11 protein-coding genes, 1 tRNA gene and 2 rRNA genes (1 of these 14 running past the window's edge) are annotated in these 17345 nt (G+C 61.3%); 5 read left to right on the top strand and 9 right to left on the bottom strand.

From position 1 onward, the window contains the following. Window positions 1-225: 225 nt before the first annotated feature. Genes RTCK_RS16830 through RTCK_RS16810 form a run of 5 tightly spaced genes read left to right on the top strand, consistent with a single transcriptional unit; the run spans window position 226 to window position 6489 of the window. Entirely contained in the window at window positions 226-1947 is a 1722-nt protein-coding gene (locus tag RTCK_RS16830) for an FAD-dependent oxidoreductase (protein WP_235988735.1), read from the top strand. Continuing rightward, on the top strand, window positions 1944-3728 hold the full coding sequence (locus RTCK_RS16825; protein ID WP_142593627.1) for a thiamine pyrophosphate-binding protein: 1785 nt from the start codon (window positions 1944-1946) through the stop codon (window positions 3726-3728). Before RTCK_RS16830 ends, RTCK_RS16825 begins: the two co-directional genes overlap by 4 nt. Window positions 3729-3755: 27 nt before the next feature. Continuing rightward, window positions 3756-4121, top strand: a complete 366-nt coding sequence (locus RTCK_RS16820) for a cupin domain-containing protein (protein ID WP_142523614.1) — start codon at window positions 3756-3758, stop codon at window positions 4119-4121. Between the two features lie 38 nt (window positions 4122-4159). Further along, window positions 4160-5617 carry an aldehyde dehydrogenase family protein gene (locus RTCK_RS16815; RefSeq protein ID WP_235988734.1) on the top strand — a complete coding sequence of 486 codons (1458 nt, stop codon included), beginning with the start codon at window positions 4160-4162 and terminating at the stop codon, window positions 5615-5617. A 20-nt stretch (window positions 5618-5637) separates the two neighbouring features. Then, window positions 5638-6489, top strand: coding sequence for a sugar phosphate isomerase/epimerase family protein (locus RTCK_RS16810; protein WP_142593626.1), 852 nt, complete (start codon window positions 5638-5640; stop codon window positions 6487-6489). A 12-nt stretch (window positions 6490-6501) separates the two neighbouring features. On the opposite strand, the gene RTCK_RS16805 is transcribed toward RTCK_RS16810, so the two are convergent. The 9 genes from RTCK_RS16805 to RTCK_RS16765 form a co-directional block, all read right to left on the bottom strand. Continuing rightward, window positions 6502-7458, bottom strand: a complete 957-nt coding sequence (locus RTCK_RS16805; RefSeq protein ID WP_142593625.1) for a LysR substrate-binding domain-containing protein — start codon at window positions 7456-7458, stop codon at window positions 6502-6504. A gap of 120 nt (window positions 7459-7578) precedes the next feature. Next, window positions 7579-10104: a branched-chain amino acid ABC transporter ATP-binding protein/permease gene (locus tag RTCK_RS16800; RefSeq protein ID WP_142593624.1), complete on the bottom strand. Its 2526-nt coding sequence runs from the start codon at window positions 10102-10104 to the stop codon at window positions 7579-7581. 7 nt (window positions 10105-10111) lie between these two features. Then, window positions 10112-10990, bottom strand: coding sequence for a branched-chain amino acid ABC transporter permease (locus tag RTCK_RS16795; RefSeq protein WP_142593623.1), 879 nt, complete (start codon window positions 10988-10990; stop codon window positions 10112-10114). Window positions 10991-11059: 69 nt separating this feature from the next. Beyond that, on the bottom strand, window positions 11060-12319 hold the full coding sequence (locus RTCK_RS16790; RefSeq protein WP_142593622.1) for an ABC transporter substrate-binding protein: 1260 nt from the start codon (window positions 12317-12319) through the stop codon (window positions 11060-11062). Between the two features lie 65 nt (window positions 12320-12384). After that, window positions 12385-12990: a glutathione S-transferase gene (locus RTCK_RS16785; protein WP_142593621.1), complete on the bottom strand. Its 606-nt coding sequence runs from the start codon at window positions 12988-12990 to the stop codon at window positions 12385-12387. Between the two features lies 1 nt (window position 12991). Next, window positions 12992-13672 (bottom strand): SDR family NAD(P)-dependent oxidoreductase, encoded by a 681-nt coding sequence (locus RTCK_RS16780; protein WP_142593620.1) that lies wholly within the window; start codon window positions 13670-13672, stop codon window positions 12992-12994. Between the two features lie 875 nt (window positions 13673-14547). After that, window positions 14548-14624: transfer RNA gene (locus RTCK_RS16775), tRNA-Met, on the bottom strand. 113 nt (window positions 14625-14737) lie between these two features. Then, window positions 14738-14852: ribosomal RNA gene (gene rrf, locus RTCK_RS16770) — 5S ribosomal RNA — on the bottom strand. Window positions 14853-15237: 385 nt separating this feature from the next. Next, a 23S ribosomal RNA gene (locus RTCK_RS16765) occupies window positions 15238-17345 on the bottom strand (it continues 880 nt past the right edge of the window).

The following is a 17345-nucleotide window of genomic DNA, read 5'->3' as shown; positions in this document are numbered from 1 at the left end:
ATGCAGAAATGCATTGCCGTGGTTCGAGAGGCCGCAGAAATCCAAACGGAGGGCACCTGCGCACCTCGGGGTTATTTAGGGCCCGTTCGCCAAGCAGCTATAGTCACACCCTATGAGGTTCAAAGAAAACCTTATTAGCCCATTCCCTTGTTTCCCTTTACTCATGACCGCCAGCGATGCTTGAGACCAGGGGAGGATTGGCAGGCGATGCGGTTGGATCCTTCGATGCAGCGGTCGCTTGCGGAGTTGGGCGAGGTCGATCTCGTCGTGCTCGGCTCAGGCGCGAGCGGCCTTTCGGCTGCACTGACTGCGACGCTCGAAGGCCTCACGGTGGCCGTCCTGGAGGTCGCACCCGTCTTCGGCGGCACCACGGCCCGCTCGTCTGGAACCGTCTGGATCCCCGACAACCAGTTGATGCGGGCGGCAGGTTTCGCGCCTGACGCGGAGACCGCAGAAGCCTATCTTGCAGCACTTGTCGGGGATGACAGTCCTCGTGAGAGGTGGAAGGCCTTCCTCCATCAGGCTCCGGCAATGCAGGCGGACCTTGAAGCACGCGCGGGCATCGTCTTCCGACCCTACCTGAGTGCGCCCGACTACCGGAGCGAACTCGAAGGCGCGGCTCCGGGCGGGCGGGCGCTGGAACCGGTGGCATTCGATGGCCGGCTTCTAGGTGGCTGGTTCGAGACGATTGCCGAACCCATACGCGAACTGACGGTTATGGGAGGCATGATGGTGACGCGCGCCGAGGCCCAGCGGCTGATCCGCGCGGAGCGTTCTCCTGCAGCCATGCTGGAGGGGCTGAAGCTTGTGGCGCGGCATGTGGACGATCGCAGGCGCTACCGACGTGGAACGCGGCTCGTCATGGGCAACGCCCTGGTGGCACGGCTGCTTCATGGAATGCTCACGCGTGGCGGACACGCCTTCCCTAACGTTCACGTGCGAAAGATCGAGATCTCGGACGGGCGTGCGGTGGGCGTCAACGGCGTCCATTGCGGACGTGACTTCAGCCTGGCAGCACGGGCCGGCATCGTTCTGGCGGGAGGCGGGTTTCCGTCCGATCCGGAGATGCGGTCGAAGTACCTGCCCGCGGCGACCCCGGACTATTCGCCGGCCAGTCCATTCGCGCGCGGTTCAACCATCCGTCTCGGTATCAAGGCGGGCGGACAACTCGGACCCGACTTGGGCTCGAACGCCATGTGGTTTCCATCGTCACTCTGGGCAAGGCCGAAGGGAGGGCTTGCGGTCTTTCCCCATATCGCCCTCGATCGCGCCAAGCCGGGTTCGATTATCGTGGATCAACAGGGCGAGCGGTTCGCGAACGAGGCCGTGAGCTACCACGACTTCTGCGAGGCGATGTTTCGTCATGGGCCGACGGCCTTCCCTGCGTGGATCGTTGCAGGGAGGGACTTTATCCGGCGCTACGGACTGGGCGTCATCCGCCCGAGAACGCCGTCCCTCACGTCCTTCCTCCGCTCAGGCTATCTCAGGACGGGGGAAAACGCAGAAGCTCTGGCGCGGGCGCTTGGTCTTCCGTCCGGCTCCCTCGGCCACAGCATCGCCCGTTTCAACGACTTCGCACGCCGGGGCCACGATGCCGACTTCCAGCGCGGGGAGACCGCCTACGAACGATCGAATGGCGACCCCGACCGCGGATTGTCGAATCCTTGCCTGGGGGAGGTCGGCACCGGCCAGCTCTATGCCGTAGCCTTGTGGCCGACACCGCTGGCAACCGCGCGCGGGTTGGTGTGCGGGAAAGAGGCAGAGGTGCTGGACCGATCCGGACATCCCATCCCCGGCCTTTATGCGGCGGGCAACGACATGCAGTCCGTATTCGGAGGGCACTATCCGGGAGCGGGAGCCCAGATCGGCCCGGCAATGACATTCGGATGGGCAGCCGCCCGTCACGCAGCACGTCACGTGCAGAAATCAAACAGGAGGACGACATGAGCAAGCAGAAGGGCGGCACCTATATCGCCGAGGCGCTGGTACGGGAGAAGGTTCCCTATGTATTCGGTGTCTGTGGTCATGGAACCGTCGGCCTCATCGATTGTCTTCACGAGGTAAAGGACGAAATCCCGATGATTTCGCCCCGCCACGAGCAGACTGCCGTGCACATGGCGGACGGCTTCTTCCGTGTATCGCACAAGGTTGCGGCGACCCTCACCTCGACCGGCCCCGGCTCCTGTAACCAAATCATGGGTCTTGCGGTTGCGCAGACCGACAGCTCGGCCATCCTCGCCATCACTGCGAATGTGCCGACACAGCAGTTCAACCGGGCGCCGTTCCAGGAACTGAACATGCACGGCCAGGCGGACTTCAACCAGGTCATCAAGCCGGTCGTCAAGCGCAGCTTCCAGCCTTCACGCGTGGAGCAACTGCCGCTGATGATCCGGCAGGCCACGGCCACGATGACCACCGGACGCCCCGGTCCGGTCAACCTGGACATCCCCTACAACCTCTTCCAGGAGGAGGCGGAGCTTCAGCCCGAGGCCGCCGGCTCCGCCTTCGGTCAGCGCCGTTCCGGCGCCTCGCCTGCCGATATCCGGCAAACGGTCGACTGGCTGCTCTCCGCCGAACGGCCGGTGATCTTCGTTGGGCACGGTATGGCCTTGTCGGAAGGCGGAGCTGAACTCACGACGCTTGCGCACCGGCTGCAGATACCCGTCATCTCCTCGCCCAACGGTATGGGCACGATCGACATGGAAGATCCGCTGTCGCTCGGCTTCATCGGCCGTAACGGCGCATATCAGGCCAACCAGGCAGGCCGTCACGCCGATCTGGTTCTTGCTGTGGGTGCCCGTTTCGACGACCGCTCCGCATCGAGCTGGCGGCCCGGTTATTCCTGGAATTTCCCGCACACCAGACTGGTGCACGTCGATCTGGACCACGCGGAACTGACGCGCAACTATACGCCCGATCTCGCCATCCTTGCCGATGCGCGAACATTCCTGTCCCAGATCCTCGGTGAACTCGACGCCCGCGCCGTGGGCGCCGACGGCAACCGTCTTGCCGCGTGGAGAGACGACATCGCCGGCTGGCGAAAGGAATGGGAGGCCTTCGTCGCACCCAACTTCTCCCTGCACCAGACCCCGATCCGCCCCGAACGTATCGTCGAGGATTGCCAGAAGGTACTGCCGCAGGATGCTATCCTGTCGTTCGACGCCGGCATCCACCACAACTGGTTCATGCAATTCTGGAAGGCCCGCCGCCCGCAGAGCATGCTGAACTCCTGGGGCTATTCCGGCATGGGCTTCGGCCCCTCCTCCATACTCGGAGCGAAGCTCGCCGCCCCCGACCGCGTCTGTGTCTCCGTCTGCGGCGACGGTGGCTTCACCATGGTTCCGCACGTGCTGTGCACGGCAGTGGAATACGACATCCCGGTGATATGGGTCGTGTGGAACAACTTCGCCTGGGGGGCCATCCGCGACCTCCAATACGGCTATTTCGAAGGCCGCGAGTACGGCACGGCCTTCTATCAGGGCGCCAATGCGGCTCCATACAATCCCGACTTCGCGGCCTGGGCCCGCGCAGCCGGCGTTGCCGGGTTTACCGTCACGCGATCGGAGGATTTCGCGGCAACCCTGGAAGAAGCCGTCCGTCTCAATCGCCCGGTTCTGATCGACGTGCATGTCGACGCCGATATCCGTCCGCCCGCAACGGGCTCCTGGGCTCTGCCGCCCCTGCAACCCAAGGAGCCTGCATTCGGCTCCGCCTGGCAGCCGGCCTGACGCCATCCGGAATCGAAGGAAAACAAGATGACCGACCGCAAGAGCATCATTCGCAACATCGCCGAAGAACCCTGGCAGGAATTTCCTGGCCACTTCGGCGGCGCCCTGTCCAAGGCCCTGGTCGCTCCGGCGACCACAGGCGCCCGGCTCCTGGACTACCGCATCTCTACCTATGCCCCCATGGCCTATGTCGAGCGCCATGTGCACAAGGTCCAGGAGCAGGTCTACCACATTCTCGACGGCGAGGGGCTCATGGAGATCGACGGCGAGAAGCGTGTGGTCCGCAAGAATGACGTGATCTTCATCGCTCCCGGCAGCTGGCACTCGATCACCAATTCGGGCCTCGGACAACTGACGTTTATCGTCGTCACCACGCCTGTGTCGGACGCGTGAACCTTGTCGGGCAATCATCAGTTGGGAAAGGATGTCGGATGAGGCTTCCGTTTGATTTCTCCATGTCGGCGACGGATCTCCCCCGCGTGGCGATGCTGCTCGAAGGGCAGTGGCGAGAGGGAGAAGGCGCTGCGCAGCCGGTTTATGACAAGTTTCGTCTCGCCCCCTTTGCCGAACTGCCTGCAAGCTCGCCGCAGCAGATCCGCCGCATGATCGACGCGGCTCAGGCAGCCTTCGAACAGGATCGTCTCACCCCCCATGAGCGTGGACGCGTGCTGGAGCGTGTCGCCGAGCTCCTCGAGGCACGAGGCGAGGAGGCGCTGACGATCATGCAGCGCGAGACCGGCTTTACCACCCAGGACTGCAGGGGTGAGATCAACCGGACGATCGAGACACTGAGGCTGACGGCCGAGGAGGCGCGCCGGCTCTCCGGCGAGATCGTGCCGGTGGCGGGGGCGGCTGGGCAAGGCAACCGGATCGCGTTCACGCTGCGAGTTCCGCTCGGCGTCCTGCTGGCCGTGACGCCGTTCAACGCGCCCCTGAACACGGTGGCCCACAAGATCGCCCCCGCGCTCGGTGCCGGCAATGCCGTGATCCTCAAGCCCGCCGGGCAGACGCCCCGCACCGCCTGCTTCCTGGCAACGCTTTTCCTAGAGGCGGGCCTACCGTCCAACCACCTTCAGATCTTCCATGGCGGCGGCGATGCAGTCGGGCTTGCCATGGAGGATGATCGAGTTCGCTACATCGCCTTCACGGGATCCACCGAAGTCGGCCGGATCATTCAGTCCCAGGCCGGCCTGCGGCGAACACAGATGGAACTCGGCTCCATCGCATTTACCGTTCTGGCCGAAGACGCCGACCTGGAAAGCGCTCTTCCCAAGGTGGTCAGCGCCGGCTACCGGAAGGCCGGTCAGGTCTGCACATCGGTGCAGATCCTTCTGGTTCACGAGCAGGTTGCAACCGAGGTGGAAACACGCATGGCGCAGATGGTGTCAGCGCTGATCCACGGCGACCCCGCCCAGCCGAACTGCAGCACCGGCCCGTTGATCTCGTTGCGAGACGCCGAGCGCGTGGAGGCCTGGATCCGGGAGGCCCGCGAGAAGGGGGCACGACTTCTTGCCGGCGGAGAACGGGAAGGAGCGGTCGTCGCACCGACCCTGCTGGCCGACGTGACGCCCGAAATGAATGTCGGGTGCCGGGAGATTTTCGGTCCGGTCGTCTGTATCGAACGATACAACGATTTCTCCGACGCGATCCGGCGCATCAACGCGACCCCGTACGGGCTTGCGACCGGTCTGTTCACCAACAGCCTGGACACGTCGTTCAGGGCTATGCGGGAACTGCGGGTCGGCGGCGTGCACATCAACCAGACATCCTCTTCGCGTGTGGACATGATGCCCTATGGAGGATCGAAGGACAGCGGTTTCGGGCGCGAAGGGCCTCGATACGCGATGCACGAGATGACCGAGGAGCGGGTCATCAGCTTCACGGGGTAGGACAGCGGGGAAGCAGGACGGTGGACAGACATCTATCCACGGCGCGCGCGCCAACGATCAATACCTATGGCTTTCTCTGGAGCCACAGGGCGGACGATGCGGTGCGGCTCCTGCTTCAGGAAGGATACCGGGAATTCGAGCTGATGCTGCAACCGCCGCATCTGTCGCTTGATCCGCAGAGCCCGGAAGGGCAGGCCATACGCTCGATGGTCGATGATGGGGCAATCGTGCTGCATTCCCTCAACATGCCGAGCCTCGATACCAACCTTGCCTCAGCGATGCCTGAGATGCGAGCCTATTCCATCGAGATGTTCGTCCGCCAGATCCGGCTGGCGGGTGCGCTGGGTGCAAGGAATCTCGTGATTGCGCCCGGGCGGGTCAGTCCCCTCTTTCCCGCGCCTGCCGAACTGCTGCGGCAATGGCTGGCAGATGCGCTCGATGTGCTGCTTCCCGTGGCGCGCGAGGAGGGAATCGTGCTCGCCCTTGAGAATCTTCCCATTGCCGCCCTGCCGCGAGCGACGGACCTACTGGGCTTCCTGGAATGCCTTGGCAGCCCCTCCAATCTCGGCATCTGCTACGATGCCGCGAATGCCCACTATGTCGCCGAGGATCCTCTCGAGGGCCTGCTGCTTTTGCGGAATCATCTTCAAATCATCCACTTTTCCGATACGAGGCGGGACAGGTGGCGCCATGACGTCATCGGCGAGGGCGAGATCGGCTTCCAGCGCATCTGCGACCTTCTCGACGAGCTTGGATGGGAAGGGCCCCTGGTCATCGAGATCATTTCGAGGGCGAGCGATCCATTGGAGGCCATAACGCGCAGCCATTCTGCGCTGGCGAACGGCCGGCACGGTTTCGGACTGCACGCCTGAAGATCTGACGTCTCAGGCCGCCCGGTCCGGCCCCGTCCAGGTCACCCCCCTCCACCGCCGCGACAGGATCTCTTCGCTTGCGATGTTGAGCAGTTCCTCATGCACGACGCTCACCGCCGGAGCGACGGTTTCCCTGGGCGGAGCATACAGGTAGTTCAGGCGGGTCATCGACATGCCGCGGAAGGGCAGACAGCGCCATTGCGATGCCTGCGCCGGCCCGTGGACATTGACGGCCGCCATCGGTTTGACCGTGGCGCCCATGCCGCGCTGGAGACACTGCATCAGGATCGACAGGCTGTCGATTTCCGCAACCGGATTGCATGTCAGGTTCAGCCGTTCGAACTCCAGATCGACGCGCCGCCGCAGACCGTGCTGGGGGCTCGGCAGAATGAGCGGCACTTCGAGCAGATCGCGCACCGTGACCGAGGTGATATCGTCCGGCAGGAGCTTGCGATCCCGCGGGTAGACGAGGAACAGCTCTTCGCGAAGGAACTCGGTTTCCTCCCAGCTCGGCACGGCCGAGGGAGTGAACAGGACGGCGAGGTCAAGATCTCCCGCCACAGCAAGATTCCTCAGGTTTCCGCTCAGCCCTTCGATCAGATTGACGACAATTCCGGGATATCGCCGGTTCAGGCGCTCCACGAGGCCTACTCCTATCTGGGCCGATGTGGTCGGCGGCAGACCGAGCGTCACGCGTCCAGAGATCTGCGTCTCCGCTTCACGGGTCATGGTAATCGCCTGCTCGATCTGGCGCAGAATGAACTTGGCCTGCCGGTGCAGGGTAATACCCTTGGCAGTGGGCGTTACACCGCGGCTCGAGCGCACGAAAAGCGGCGCACCCACCTCGTATTCGAGGCGGGCAATCTGCTGGCTCAGGGCAGGTTGGGCGATGTTCAGCTCACGCGAGGCCTGGGAAAAGCCGCCGCAGTCCACGATGGCGACGAAGTACCTGAGCTGCTTGACATCCATCTTGACCCATCGCTCCCGCTGTCGCCGTACTACCCCTGCCCGAGCCAGCCTCCGTGCCAGGCGAGGAGGCGACCGCCGACCCTCGCCGTCCGGGTCGCCTCAGCATTGCATCGGCGAATGCTAAAGCCAAAGTATCTGCTTGCGATAGCACATATCCTCCAGCAGCGGCTTCGCCGGGCCGGTATGGAACACCTTTCCGTTTTCGAGCGCAAACACGCGGTCGGCAAGCGCCAGGACGAGATCGAGATTGTGCTCCACGATGATGATCGGCACCTCCTGGCGCAGCCGGTCGAAGGTACGGAACAGATCCTCAACGATGGCGGGTGCAAGACCTTCGAACGGCTCGTCGAGCAGCAACAGGTTGACGTTGCCCGATAGCGCCCGTGCCACTGCCAGCATTTGCTGCTCGCCACCCGACAGATAGTCAGCATGGCTGTTGATGCGCTCCTTCAGGCGTGGGAAGTAGTCGAAGATCTTGTCCTCACTCCATACCGTCCCGGTTTCACCGTCGGTGCGCCGCGCCAGGCGGCCGAGCGCCAGGTTGTCGCGGACCGTCATGCCGGCGAACACGCCCCTGCCTTGCGGAACATAGCCGACCCCGGCTCGCGCCATCTCCCAGGGGGAGAGTCCTGTGACCTCCCGGCCACGCAGGAGCAGCCTGCCATCCGCCGGTTTGACGATCCCCGCGATCGTCTTGAGGAAGGTCGACTTGCCTGCGCCATTGCGGCCCAGCAATGCGACGATCTCTCCCCTCCGGGCCTCCAGGTTGGCGCCGTTGAGGATGTGGCTCTTACCGTAGAATGTGTGCAGGTTGTCCGCCTGCAGCACAAGTTCGCCGTCACCAGCGGTCGTCCCGGATCGCCCAACAACGGCCGGGGTCCCTGTGCCGGTATAGATCTCCTGCACCTTCTGGTCAGCACGGACCACCTCGGGCGTGCCGTTGATCAGCACCTTGCCTTCGTTCATCACCGTCACCTCCTGGCAGAAGGAGAGGACGCGGTCGATATCGTGCTCGACGATCAAGACAGGGACGTAACGTGCCATGGTCACGATCAGGCGGCCCACCCGCTCTCGCTCGGCCGCCGCAAGACCGGCGAGCGGTTCGTCAAGGAGAATGACCTTCGGCTTCGAGGCAAGCGCTATCCCAAGGTCGACGAGCCTCTGCCCGCCATAGGACAGGTCGCCACCCTTGACCTCTTCTATGCCTTCAAGCCCGAGGAACCGGATCAGTGCTGCGGTATCGCGATTGACGTCGCCAAGGGTCGCAGCGTCACGCCAGACGGCATAGCGGTTCGGATCCTTCGCCTGTCCGGAAAGGCGCAGATTCTCTTGGATGGTGAGATCGTTGAAAAGCGACGTGATCTGGAACGACCGCGCCAGGCCCGCATGGCAGATCTCCTGCGGCGAAAGCCCCTGGATCGACTGGCCGAGCAGACGCACCTGTCCCGAGGTCGGCTTGTAAAGCCCGGAAATCAGGTTGAAGAGGGTCGTCTTGCCAGCGCCGTTCGGCCCGATAAGGACATGGATCTCACCCGGCTTCACGGAAAGCGAAGCGTTTTGGACGGCTTTGATGCCCCCGAAATTGATGGAGACCTGCTCAGCGACCAGAACCTCACCGGTGGCCGGGTCCGGCCGAAGGGTTTCGGGAAGCTCCAGCCCTTCATAGATCTTGCGACGGCTCATGGCCGCCGTTTCCTCCGGAAGCGGATGAAACCTGCGCCAGATCTTCTCGCCGAGGCCGACCAGACCGCCGGGGAGATACATCACGAAGGCAACGAACGTAACGCCAAACCAGAACATCCAGTCCGACGTTGCAATCGAGAAAAGCTCTCGGAAGAGGATGAAAAAGATGACGCCCACGGCCGGGCCGAGAATATGGGCATGCATGCCGCCGATCACCACCATGGCCATGAGCTCGCCGGACATCTCAATCGAGGTGCTTTCGGCAGTGACGATGTAGTGAAGGAAACCGGAAAGGGCGCCGGCAAGTCCGGTAAGCGAGGCCGATAGGATATAGGCAATATGCTTGTAGCGCTGGACGTTGTAGCCTTGGAATTCCGCGCGCAAGGTGTTTTCGCGGATGGCCAGAAGCACGGTTCCGAACGGCGAGCAGGTGAGGCGCAGCATTGAATACAGGACGGCGAAGCCGATGGCTGCGACGACGATGTAGTAGGCGAGGTTGTCGGCAAGATCGAGCGGACCGATGCTGCCGCGGGTGAACCCGCCCAGGCCGTCTTCCCCTCCGGTCAATGCCGTCCACCGATAGGCGACCGTGAATGTCAGGGCGGTGAAGGCGAGAGTGAGGAGGGAGAAATAAACGCCCCGCCGGCGGAGGATAAACCAGCCGATGACCGCTGCAATCGCGGCTACCGCAAGTATCGAGCCAAGGACCGGCAGGATAAAATGTCCGGGGAGGAAATTCTTCTGGATCAATGCTGCCGCGTAGCCGCCCATGCCGAACCAGGCCGCATGGCCAAAGCTGACCAGACCGGTGTAGCCCATCAGCAGGTTCAGGCCCAGGACCGCGATGCAGAGGGCGACAACCATGGTGGCGGTCGTGAGGGTCAGGCCGATCATCGGCAGGACGATCGGCAGCAAGCCGAGGACCACCGCGCCGATGACGAGGGTTTTCGCGTTTGAGCTCATCGGGTCCTCAGCCTTCGAATTTCGCCATGCGTTCGCCCAGCAGCCCGCGGGGACGCAGCAGCAGGACCAGGAACATTAGGATGTACATCGACGCCTCTGAGGCGGCCGGCAGGTATTGGATGGTAATCGACCGGACGACCCCAACCAGGACCGCTGCGAGCACGACTCCCCAGAAGGAGCCGAGACCGCCGATGATGACGACGATGAAAGCGATGGTCAGGATTTCGGCGCCCATGGCCGGATGAACCGTCGTAATGGGTGCGAAGAGAGCACCGCCGACTGCGGCAAGGCTGACCCCGATCATCACCACGGTCGTCATGTAGGGCTGGAGGCGGATTCCGAGTGCCCCCACCATGTCGGGGTTTTGTATTCCGGCGCGGATCACGCGGCCAAAGGAGGTACGGTTCAGCAGGAGCCAGATGGACGCAAGAATGGCAAGCACCACGCCCAGCATTGCGAGACGATATTTGGAAAAGAGAAGCGGCCCCAGTTCAACCCCGCCCTTGAGGGCAGACGGCAGCGTCTGTGACAGGGGTGAGGCTCCCCAGATCATCCGTATGGCCTGTTCCGCAACCATGGCCAGCCCGAAGGTTACCAGCAGGCTCAGGATGGGATCCTCCCGATAGAAGCGGCGCAGGATGAAGCGTTCGAACAGGATACCGAGACACCCCACCAGCACGGGTGAGATGATTACCGCGGGGGCAAAGCCGAGGCGGGGCGTAAGGGTGACGGCGAGGTAAGCGCCGATTGCGTAGAATCCGCCGTGAGCAAGGTTCACAATGCCGCCGACCGAGAAGATCAGCGAGAGGCCCAGGGCGATCAGCAGGTAATATCCAGCGAGAACGAGACCGTTCACGACCTGCTCGAAGAGGAAGAAGAGTTCCATTTGGTTTTCCTGGCAATGGTGCCCCCGCGGAGTGAACTCCAGCGGGGGCGGGTCCGCCGCTTAGCGGGCTCAGAGTTTGCAGGCGCCGGTGTCGTCCGGATAGATGCTCGTCAGTTTCTCGCCTTCGGCCGGCACGACTGCGCCCAGTTCAAGCATGTCGTGAACCGTGGAATAGCTGCCTTCCGGCTTGACGGAGAACGAGTATGCTTCCTGCACCAACTGATGGTCGAACTTGCGGAAATAGGCCGGACGCTTCTTGAGGATGTCGAACTCGGCTTCTGTCTCGAAGTAGTCGATGATCTTCTCGTTGTCGGTGCCGCCGGTCGCCTCGAAAGCCTTCGCCAGGATGTTTCCGGTAATGTACTCGATCCAGGCGTGGTTCTCCGGAATCTCCCCGCCATATGCAGCCTTGTAGTCCTCGACGAACTTCTTAGTTCCGGGCGTGTCAATCGTGTCGAACCATACGGTCGGCCAGACGCCGCCAAAATTGCCCATCCCTGCCGCCCAGGCATCGGCCGTGTTGAGATTGAAGCCCACCGTTGGCGTCGAAAGGCCGAATTCGGCGTATTGCTTCAAGAAGTTGGTGACCTGGTTGCCGCCGAGATTGAGGCAGACGACGTCGGGCCGAGCCTGGCGGATCTTGAGGATGTTGGCCGAAAAGTCGGTCGCGTCCGTCGGCACCAGTTCGTCACCGACGAGTTCGGCCTTGTTCTCAGCGAAGAATGCCTTCGCCGCCTTCAGCAGATCATGCCCGAAGACGTAGTCGGAGGTGACGGTGAAGAACTTCTTGCCTTCCACCATTCCCTGTTGCTTGAGCGCGGTACCGACGGCGTTCACCATCACCGCATTCGGAATATCGGAGCAGAACATGTAGCGACTGCAGCGGTCGGCACGCAGCACGTCGGACCGTGGGCCAGTGGCAATGAAGAGTTTCTTGTTGCGGGTCGCCACTTCGGAGATGGCCAGTGCCGAAGCGGACGAGATTTCGCCGACCAGGACATCGACATTGTCGCGCTCGATCATGCGCTGCGCCTTGGTCGCCGCAGTCTCCGGATTGATCGAGTCTTCCGCGATGATCTGCAACTTGCGGCCGTTGATGCCGCCTGCGGCATTGATCTGGTCGGCAGACAGCTTCAGGCCGTTGATCGCATATTGCCCCAAGGTACCGAGAAAGCCGGTGAGCGGCACCAGATGACCCAGCACGATGGGCTGCTCCTGAGCGCGCAATATTCCCGGCGCAGTCAATCCGGACGCCATGAGGATTCCGGTTCCAACGCTGGTCTTGAGAACCTGACGCCGGGACATGATGAATTTCTTAGTCTCTTCCATTTTGCTTCCTCCCTCTGAGCTACATGGACGTCTATGCCGCCAGGCTCCCTCCCGCGGCGTGGAAATCAGGTCGATGGATAGGCCGTCATTTGCATGATCTTTTCCTGCGCAAAGCGGCTTACCCATTCGGACAGCGTCGGATGGGCAGTCCGCCATTCCTGCTCGGGATGCCGGAAATCGAGATATTCGAGGGCCGCTGCAACGGCGATTGTCCCCATATGAGGCGCCGCCAGTTGCGCAATTCGCCCCGTCAGATGTTCAAGCGCCGCATCAATCCTGGTCCGCTGCGCTTCCACCCAAGCCGGCCAACGTAGTTCGGGGGGCCGGTTGGCCAGCTCGTAACGCAGGCTGACCGCGGCATCCATCAATCCGTCGGCCAGCGATTCCAGAACCAGGATTTCCCAGATGTCGGCCGTCTCCGAGCCGTAGAGGCTAGGCCCCTCCCCCCTCCGGTCGATGAAGCGACAGATGACTCGGCTGTCGTAGAGCGAACCATCCGGAGTATGCAGCACCGGCACCTTGGCGAGGGGGTTGGTCTTGGCAAGTTCGCCATTGCGGTCGACGGGATCCACGCGGACGAGTTCCAGATGGAGCGGAACCTGCCGCTCCATGGCCGCCATCCGCACTTTTCTTGCATAGGGGGATGCGGGAGAGTGAAGAAGCCTCAGCATGTCAGACCAAGCCGCCATTGGGCTGCACGACCTGACCCGATATCCAGCTTGCCCGATCAGACGCCAGGAACGCGATGACGGCGGCGACCTCCTCGGGCGTGCCAACGCGGTTGAAAGGCGACATCGCCGCGGAGCGAGCGATGGCTGCTTCATCCTTGCCGGCGCGGAACAGATCGGTGTCCACCGGCCCTGGCGCCACCGCATTGACCCGAATCCCGCGACCCGCGACTTCCTTGGCAAGCGAACGCACAAGCGCTTCCACAGCGGCCTTGGTCGCTGCATAAGGCCCCACGCCAGGCACGGCATGCCGGACCAGGGAGGTGGTCAGGGCGATGATGGAGCCATTGTCCTGCACCTGAGCAGCAGCGGACCGCAGTACGTTGAAGGCGCCGACGATATTGGTTTCGACCAGAGCACGCATACGATCGCTCGGGAAGGAGGCGATAGGTCCAGGGGGGACGTTGATGCCCGCATTCGCGATAACGCAATCAAGCCCTCCCAGACGCTCCCGCGCGGCAGCAAAGGCCTCCTCCACGCTCGCGGCATCACGGATGTCGACGGCAATGGAGCCATCTGCCCCGGAGGTGGACGTGGATTCCACCTTCCACCCCTCGGCACGCATCGCCTGCACGGCGGCGGCACCGATGCCACGCGATCCACCCACAACCAGAACAGTCTTCACAACTCTCTCCCACCCGATCGGCCAAGCGAAGCGTAAGGTGTCTGCGATGACTTCCGCCCGCAGTACCCTCTCTACGATGACATTCCTTCTCCTGGCTGGAACCTGCGCCTTTTTTTTCACGACCGCCAATAGGGTTTGCGATCAGGTCTATAAGAAGATCGTATAGTCGTAAGGCGCTGTTTCGACGTCCATTTCCTCAAAGCCAGTCCATCGCCGTCTCCTGCCGCGACCAAATTTTGCCGGTGGCACCGAACGCGCACGGGCGCCTACCCGGATGTGCTGCTATTTCGCCGACATGAATGCCGACCTGCCTCCGGCAGCGGAATGTGACGTGGCCGCAGAGCCATAGCGGTGTCCTATGGGACCACCGTCACTCCCTATTATGTGAGGCTCTCGGAGTGCTTTAGGGTCTGACTCGGCTGGCTGTCACCGAGGAGATCATCAGCCAGATGTCGCTGCTTGAGATGCGACATCGCCATCACGTGCAACCGGGAGGAAATCATGAAAAGAACCGTGTTTATCACCTCGTTGGCGGCAGTGATCGTGCAGGTTGGCTTTCCACCGCGGCACTCACACCGGCATCTGCTGCGCATGGTCGCTCCCGGCCAGCATACGAGAAGAGGTTGACAAACTCTCGGCAAACCCGAGCCGTCCACCCATGGGATGCAGGCTGGCTGGAAGCTCGCTGAAGCCGAGCGCGGATCGCAGGCATTGAGGGCATCAATGGTCTCGACAGCATACAGGCGGCCCAAAACGACTTCATGGCCTGGCTCGCGTCCGAGATCGGCACGGAGGCCAAACAACAAAAGCTCCTCGAGGTTTATGCGGAGGAGCTTTCAAGGACGTATCGAGAGTGGGGGGATTTGCAGGTTTGTTGGTTGCGGGGGCAGGATTTGAACCTGCGGCCTTCAGGTTATGAGCCTGACGAGCTACCGGGCTGCTCCACCCCGCGTCACCAAGGATACGGGCTTTCTTGCCCGGGTTATGCTTTTGACGGACGTTTCGTCCTGGACTGGGTATTTGTTTTCGTGAGTTTGAGAAGATTGTTTTGATTGCCTTTAGCAGACCTGGCAGCGACCTACTCTCCCGCGTCTTGAGACGAAGTACCATTGGCGCTGGGGCGTTTCACGGCCGTGTTCGGAATGGGAACGGGTGCGGCCGCCCCGCCATGACCACCAGGTCGGCTAAGGGCAATGTTGATGTTCCGACAGGCGACTGTCGGAACAAGTTGAGAAGCTGGATTTTTCGGAACATCGCCGGTTGTTTTGTCCTAACGGGCTGTTCGCAGCCTGCCGGCTGCTGCCCTGCGGACGGCCCGCCAAACGATTGGCGACGGCCTTTGGCCTGTATGGCTGCCTGCTTAAAGTCGAGCAAGGAGCCAACAGTTGGCAATGGTCTTTTTGAACACGTCTTTGAACCTTTTTGCGAGCCACCAGCAGCCGGCAGAGCCGAGCCGCCGGGCGTCCGGCGCGCTGTCCGCAGCGTAGCATCCGCAGGATGCGACAGCGTGAGGACAAAAGGTCGATGCATCATCAAGCTTTGCTTGATGAGCATTTTCAATGAGAACGATCAAGTCGATCGGGCGATTAGTAAGGCTAAGCTTCATGCATTGCTGCACGTCCACACGCCTCCTATCAACGTGGTCGTCTTCCACGGCCCTGATAGGGAATACTCGTTTTCAGGTGGGTTTCCCGCTTAGATGCCTTCAGCGGTTATCCCTTCCATATATAGCTACCCTGCTATGCCCTTGGCAGGACAACAGGTCCACCAGAGATATGTCCATCCCGGTCCTCTCGTACTAGGGACAGATCCTGTCAATATTCCTACACCCACGGCAGATAGGGACCGAACTGTCTCACGACGTTCTGAACCCAGCTCACGTACCGCTTTAATTGGCGAACAGCCAAACCCTTGGGACCTGCTCCAGCCCCAGGATGCGATGAGCCGACATCGAGGTGCCAAACAACCCCGTCGATATGGACTCTTGGGGGTCATCAGCCTGTTATCCCCGGCGTACCTTTTATCCGTTGAGCGATGGCCCTTCCACGCGGGACCACCGGATCACTATGACCGACTTTCGTCTCTGCTCGACTTGTCAGTCTCGCAGTCAGGCGGGCTTATGCCATTGCACTCGACGACCGATTTCCGACCGGTCTGAGCCCACCATCGCGCGCCTCCGTTACTCTTTCGGAGGCGACCGCCCCAGTCAAACTACCCACCATACACGGTCCCGGATCCGGATGACGGACCGCGGTTAGACATCCATGACGATAAGGGTGGTATTTCAAGGATGGCTCCACCGAGACTGGCGTCCCGGCTTCAAAGCCTACCACCTATCCTACACATGCCGACACGAATGCCAGTGTAAAGCTATAGTAAAGGTGCACGGGGTCTTTCCGTCTGACCGCAGGAACCCCGCATCTTCACGGGGAATTCAATTTCACTGAGTCTATGTTGGAGACAGCGGGGAAGTCGTTACGCCATTCGTGCAGGTCGGAACTTACCCGACAAGGAATTTCGCTACCTTAGGACCGTTATAGTTACGGCCGCCGTTTACTGGGGCTTCGATTCAAAGCTTGCACCTCTCCTCTTAACCTTCCAGCACCGGGCAGGCGTCAGACCCTATACGTCGTCTTTCGACTTCGCAGAGCCCTGTGTTTTTGATAAACAGTCGCTACCCCCTGGTCTGTGCCACCCCTTCCTGGTTGCCCAAAAAGGGGTCACGCTTCTTCCGAAGTTACGCGTGCAATTTGCCGAGTTCCTTCAACATAGTTCTCTCAAGCGCCTTGGTATACTCTACCTGACCACCTGTGTCGGTTTCGGGTACGGTCTATAATGATGGAGCTATTTCCTGGAACCTCTTCGCCGCCCATCCAATCCAATAAGGTTGAACAACACACGAGATCCGTCACTACCACCAGGCCCACGAATATTAACGTGGTTCCCATCGACTACGCATGTCTGCCTCGTCTTAGGGGCCGGCTAACCCTGCTCAGATTAACTTTAAGCAGGAACCCTTGGTCTTTCGGCGAGAGGGTCTCTCACCCTCTTTGTCGTTACTCATGTCAACATTCGCACTTCCGATACCTCCAGAGGCCCTCACGGGTCCTCCTTCACAGGCTTACGGAACGCTCCGCTACCACTTGCAGTAAACTGCAAATCCTCAGCTTCGGTGCATGGCTTTAGCCCCGTTACATTTTCGGCGCAAAGACCCTTATTTAGACCAGTGAGCTGTTACGCTTTCTTTAAATGATGGCTGCTTCTAAGCCAACATCCTGGTTGTTTTGGGATCCTCACATCCTTTCCCACTTAGCCATGACTTGGGGACCTTAGCTGGAGGTCAGGGTTGTTGCCCTCTTCACGACGGACGTTAGCACCCGCCGTGTGTCTGCCGACTAGTACTCCCCGGTATTCGGAGTTTGGTTAGGATCAGTAAGACGGTGAGTCCCCATAGCCCATCCAGTGCTCTACCCCCGGGGGTATTCGGTCGACGCTCTACCTAAATAGATTTCGCGGAGAACCAGCTATTTCCGAGTTTGATTGGCCTTTCACCCCTAGCCACAAGTCATCCCAATCTATTGCAACAGATGCGGGTTCGGCCCTCCAGTTGGTGTTACCCAACCTTCAGCCTGCTCATGGCTAGATCACTCGGTTTCGGGTCTAATGCAACATA

Origin of the sequence: Pseudorhizobium endolithicum, assembly GCF_902153245.2 — a bacterium.
In the GTDB taxonomy this organism is placed as follows: Bacteria; Pseudomonadota; Alphaproteobacteria; order Rhizobiales; family Rhizobiaceae; genus Neorhizobium; species Neorhizobium endolithicum.
This window is presented reverse-complemented; position numbering and strand designations above follow the sequence as displayed.

What these genes read in the sequence shown, in the direction of transcription:
- RTCK_RS16830 (WP_235988735.1), top strand. Translation starts at nt 226, where the DNA reads ATGCAGCGGTCGCTTGCGGAGTTGGGCGAGGTCGATCTCGTCGTGCTC.
- RTCK_RS16825 (WP_142593627.1), top strand. Translation starts at nt 1,944, where the DNA reads ATGAGCAAGCAGAAGGGCGGCACCTATATCGCCGAGGCGCTGGTACGG.
- RTCK_RS16820 (WP_142523614.1), top strand. Translation starts at nt 3,756, where the DNA reads ATGACCGACCGCAAGAGCATCATTCGCAACATCGCCGAAGAACCCTGG.
- RTCK_RS16815 (WP_235988734.1), top strand. Translation starts at nt 4,160, where the DNA reads ATGAGGCTTCCGTTTGATTTCTCCATGTCGGCGACGGATCTCCCCCGC.
- RTCK_RS16805 (WP_142593625.1), bottom strand. Translation starts at nt 7,458, where the DNA reads ATGGATGTCAAGCAGCTCAGGTACTTCGTCGCCATCGTGGACTGCGGC.
- RTCK_RS16800 (WP_142593624.1), bottom strand. Translation starts at nt 10,104, where the DNA reads ATGAGCTCAAACGCGAAAACCCTCGTCATCGGCGCGGTGGTCCTCGGC.
- RTCK_RS16795 (WP_142593623.1), bottom strand. Translation starts at nt 10,990, where the DNA reads ATGGAACTCTTCTTCCTCTTCGAGCAGGTCGTGAACGGTCTCGTTCTC.
- RTCK_RS16790 (WP_142593622.1), bottom strand. Translation starts at nt 12,319, where the DNA reads ATGGAAGAGACTAAGAAATTCATCATGTCCCGGCGTCAGGTTCTCAAG.
- RTCK_RS16785 (WP_142593621.1), bottom strand. Translation starts at nt 12,990, where the DNA reads ATGCTGAGGCTTCTTCACTCTCCCGCATCCCCCTATGCAAGAAAAGTG.